The organism is Bifidobacterium catulorum, from assembly GCF_003129925.1.
In the GTDB taxonomy this organism is placed as follows: domain Bacteria; phylum Actinomycetota; class Actinomycetes; order Actinomycetales; family Bifidobacteriaceae; genus Galliscardovia; species Galliscardovia catulorum.
Window position 1 is genome coordinate 1 of record NZ_QFFN01000067.1, and the last position, 4,718, is coordinate 4,718.

Here is a 4,718-nt window from a genome sequence, read left to right on the forward strand (position 1 = left end):
CGCGGGGCGGGGGCGCTGGCCGCCGTGAGGCGGGCTGAGGGGGTTTGTCTGGTGGGGAGGGCGCAGGTCACTCTTGGGCGCTCCCCTCAGTCTCACTTCGTTCGACAGCTCCCCTCCGTCGGGAGGGGAGCCGATTGCTCAGGCCCCATCCGGTTGGCTTCCTGCGGGGATGGGGAGCCGTGTTGCCGGAGGCGGTCCATCCGATCGGCTCCCCCGCGGGGCGGGGGAGCTGGCCGCCGTGAGGCGGGCTGAGGGGGTTTGTCTGGTGGTGAGCTGCGTTGTTCTTGGGCGCTCCCCTCAGTCTCACTTCGTTCGACAGCTCCCCTCCGTCGGGAGGGGAGCCGATTGCTGCGTCCCCTATCCGGTTGGCTCCCGGCGGGGGCGGGGGAGCTGGGGCGCGAAAGCGGGTCTGAGGGGTAGATATAGATAATTCGATGACTAATTGCTGACGCAGAACACTGGAATGCGCCAAACCCCGATTCTTCGGCGTGTCGGAGCCGTCGTCTGCAACTTTTTACGTCGACGACACGAATATATGGGTGAACGCGGTCGGCCGGGCGGTACGGCTGCGCGCGAGCGGCCGGATGGAAACCGGTGCGCTCGGGAGAGAGGAGACGAAAGGAGGTGCGGATGCTGAACGGTGGTCGGCACGGAAGCGCCACGGCCGACGACATGCGGCTGATACGGCGGATCGTGCGCCGAGGCTCTCGCAAGGCCGCCGACGAGCTGGTGCGCGCCCATTACGACGCGTTGTTCGCGTTCGTCTGGCGACAGGTGGGCGACCGGCAGCAGGCCATGAACCTCACGCAGGAGGCGTTCATCGCCATGCTGGGGGCGCTCGCCGCCTACGATCCGGCGAAGGCGTCGTTCACCACGTGGCTGTACCGCATCGCCGCATACAAGGTGATCGATGCGAGACGCCGACGTGGCGTGGCGACGGTTCCGCTGCCGGACGGCGCAGGATCCGGCATGGCCCGTTCGGATGACGGCGTGGGCGTGGAAGGCGCGCCGCCCGACATCGCCGACGAGCGCATTCCCGACCCGTCGAGCCTGCTGGCGCATCGCGACCTGCTGGAACGCATCGAGGGACGGGTGCGTGATTTCGACCCCGCCGTGCAGGAGGTCTACCGATTGCATCTGTACGCAGGCCGCACCTTCGCCGAGATCGCCGCCGTGACCGGAGCGTCGGAATCAACCGTGAAGGCCCGGTATTTCCGTCTGATGAAAACCATACGAAAGGAGTTCGGCGATGAGCGAGCAGATACCCTATCCCACTGACGCCGAGCGCGAGCGCAGCATACGGCATATCGTGGCGGTCGGTGTGCCGCGTCGTGCCGGATTGCTGACGTCGCTCGTCGATGTGCTGCGGGCGCTGGGATTGCGTGGATTGTTCTTCGGCGTGGGGGATTGCGTGTTCCTCGGGCTGATGATGGGCGCCGTGGCGTGGATGCCGTTGTTCGCGGCGTTGCTCGGGGCGGCGCGGGCCGAGCGCCTGCAGGGTGCGATGGCCGCGGATGCCGCGGTCGCTTCGTCGGCCGGGGGAGAGGCCGGGCGCGCGGTGGTGGAGCGGATGCCGCTGATGCAGGGGCACGCGCTGTGGATCGCCCAGCATTCCTCGGTGCTGCTGGTCGCCGTGTTCCTGGTTTCGCCGCTGCTGCACATGGCCATCTCGTTGCTGATGATGCTGCGCGAACGCGATGCGCGCATGCTGGACCTGCTGCGTGTGTGCCGCTGGTCGTTCCGCCAGATCGCCGCCGTGCGGATGCTGGCGCTCGGCGCCATGTCCACCGTGATGTGCGTGGCGTTCGGCGTGGCCGTCGGTCTTGTGGGTCTTCGGCTCGATGTCCTTACCGTGCTGGGCGTCTCGTTCTCCTCGCTGTTCGTGTTCGCGCTCGTCCAGCTTGCGGTGGAGCGCCATTGCGCGTGGCCGGCTTCGGCGCTGGTGACGCCCGCCGTGTGGCTTGCGCTCGGAGCGGTCCTGTGGCTGTGCCGCGCCTCCGTAGCCCCGTGGCTCGCCGCCCTGCCCCCGGCCGTGTGCCTTGCGGTCGGTCTCGCCGCCGCCGCGGCCTATGTCGCGTCGTTGAACGCCTACTGCCGTGGACGTGTCCCGGCGATGGCCATGGCATAAACCTCCGGTCCGCATGGCCTGGCCTCCCGTCCCGTCCCGGCCTCCCGTCCTCCCGTCCTCCCGTTCCCTCCCGTACTCTCCCGTCACCGTCCCAGCAATCGAAAGGAACCGATAATGCTTACGATGGAACACGTCGGCAAGGAGCTTTCCGGCCGACTTGTCCTGCACGACGTCAATCTCGCGTTCGAACGCGGCGTGTACGGCCTGCTCGCCCCGAACGGCGCCGGCAAGACCACGCTGATCAGACTGCTCGCCACGCTGCTCGCCCCGGATGCGGGCGCCATCCGCTGGAACGGCGAGGACATCGTCGCCATGGGCGAGCGCTACCGTGCCATGATCGGCTATCTGCCGCAGGATTTCGGCTATTATCCGAATCATTCGCCGCGTCGTTTCCTGCGCTATATCGCCACGCTCCAGGGCGTGCCGCGCGCACGGATCGCCCCGCGCGTCGACGAGCTGCTCGCCATGGTCCATCTCACCGACCAGGCGGATCGCAGGATGCGCACGCTGTCCGGCGGCATGATCCGCCGCGTCGGCATCGCGCAGGCGCTTGTCCACCGCCCACGCATCCTGCTGTTCGACGAACCGACCGCCGGCCTCGATCCGAAGGAACGCGCCCGCTTCCGCACGATCGTCCACGATCTGGCCGCTGATCATATCGTGGTCATCGCCACGCATATCGTCTCCGATCTCGAAACCGTCGCCGACCATGTCATCATGCTGAATGGCGCCACCGTGCGCTGCAACGATACGCCGGCCGCCATCTGCGAGCGGCTCGAAGGACATATCCACGAGATGCCGGAGGATGTCGCGCTGCATGACGGGCAGCTGTTGCTCGGAGTGGTCCAACGCGGCGGCGAGATACGCAAACGCGTGTATTCGCCCGAACCGTTGGAAGACGATGATGCCGTCGTCGTCCCCGTCCCTCCCAGTCTGGACGACGCCTTCCTGCTCGCCTATCACGACTGACGCGGTCGATTCACCTCCTGCCGTCCTCCCGACCATTCCCGGTCATCCTCGATCGTTCTCCGATCATTTCGCCGAAAGGACCAAGAACCCCTATGTTCGCCCTTCTTCTTCAGGAACTCCGCAAGATCTGGCGCCCCGGCGTCGTCGTCGCGCTCATCGTGGCGGCCATCGCGTACGCGGTGCCATACACCCAGCTTGAATACGGCAATCTCAACGCCTCCGCCGACGTCACCAACGACGACACCGTGAGCCTTATCAACGAATACGGTCCCGTCATCAACCGCGAATCCGTCGCCGCGATGAAGGCCGACCTGCCGCGTCTGAAGGCCGGTCTGAACCGTCAGATCGCCAACGACCCGCGGTCCGCGACATATGGCATCACCGATTATGATTCGTTCGTCGACAAGGCCGAAGAACTCGGATATTCGTCCGGCTTCGACGACGAACACCCCTCCGACACGGTGACGGCCGGCGACGGCTCCGACGATGCCGCCGCCAGTCAGGACGCCGCCGGTCAGGACGACGACGCGTGGAACCGCTACTGTTCGAAGATCACCGCGCTGGCCGACTACCATGCCGTCGACGCCCGGCGTCGGGCCATCGACGACTACGAGCGGAACATGACAAAGGAGGTCATCACGCTACGCGTCATCAACGCATTGGGCCTTTCCCGGCAGGCGGGCGTGCCCGACGATGGTTCGCGCGTCGACGTCGCATCGCTTTCGGTGCCGAAGAACGCCGCCGCGCAGGCCGACAGGCTGTATGCGCAACGCGAGAACGCCGGATATCTGGAGAAATACGCGGACGCGTATGAGACGACCATGATGATGGTGATGCTGATGTTCGTCTATGCGGTCGTGATGTCGGTGGTGCTGACCGTGGGCCTGTTCGTCACCGACCGCAAGCGCAACATCCGTCAGCTGCAATGGTCGTCGCGTACGGGCCGTCGTGTGACCGGCGTGCAGCTGCTGGCCGTCGGATTGAGTTCGCTGGGCGTCTGCGTGGCGCTGGCCATGGTGTTCGCCGCCGTCTGGCTGCCGCAGGTGTGGCCGTATCTGGCGACGCCCGTGTTCTCCACGAGTGTGGCGCCGTGGTTCGGGGGATGGACGTTCGCCGGCTATCTGGCGGCGGTCATGGCGTTGGCCACCGTGATGACGGTGACGTTCACGATGGGCGCCGCCTGGGTGGCGCATTGGTTCGGCGGATTGGTACGTGCGTTGCTGGCGGTCGTGCCGCTGACCGTGGTGTTCCTGTTCTGCGCGGTGTACGCGGTGTTGGGCGAGGCGTTCCTGATGGGCAACGTGCTGTCGTTCCATACGCGTCTACCCGGATGCGAGATCGCCGTGGCGGCGGCGATGATCGCGGTCGTGGCGGTCGTGTGGGCGGTGACGTTGCGGCGTGGGCGACGGGCCGACCTGGCGCGGTGAGATTGGGGGTCGGCGCTGCGTGGCGCTCCCCTCAGTCTCACTTCGTTCGACAGCTCCCCTCCGTCGGGAGGGGAGCCGGTTGCTGAGGCCTCCCTCCGATCGGCTCCCCCGCGGGGCGGGGGAGCTGGCCGCCGTGCGGCGGACGGAGGGGGTGTGTCTGGTGTGGGGAGCCGCGTTGTGTTTGGCGGGGTTGT

Annotated in this window: 4 protein-coding genes; all 4 read left to right on the forward strand. The window is 66.8% G+C overall.

Annotation, left to right across the window (positions count from 1 at the left end):
* Nucleotides 1-630 precede the first annotated feature (630 nt).
* The 4 genes from DF200_RS10445 to DF200_RS10460 all read left to right on the forward strand — a co-directional run bounded on the left by DF200_RS10445 (nt 631) and on the right by DF200_RS10460 (nt 4,524).
* Nucleotides 631-1,278, forward strand: coding sequence for an RNA polymerase sigma factor (locus DF200_RS10445; protein WP_109138204.1), 648 nt, complete (start codon nt 631-633; stop codon nt 1,276-1,278).
* Nucleotides 1,250-2,128, forward strand: a complete 879-nt coding sequence (locus DF200_RS10450; RefSeq protein WP_109138205.1) for a hypothetical protein — start codon at nt 1,250-1,252, stop codon at nt 2,126-2,128. Before DF200_RS10445 ends, DF200_RS10450 begins: the two co-directional genes overlap by 29 nt.
* Nucleotides 2,129-2,242: 114 nt before the next feature.
* Nucleotides 2,243-3,097, forward strand: a complete 855-nt coding sequence (locus DF200_RS10455) for an ATP-binding cassette domain-containing protein (protein WP_109138206.1) — start codon at nt 2,243-2,245, stop codon at nt 3,095-3,097.
* A gap of 92 nt (nt 3,098-3,189) precedes the next feature.
* A complete protein-coding gene (locus DF200_RS10460) occupies nt 3,190-4,524 on the forward strand; it encodes an ABC transporter permease family protein (protein WP_109138207.1) in 1,335 nt (444 codons plus the stop codon).
* The last annotated feature ends 194 nt before the right edge of the window (nt 4,525-4,718 follow it).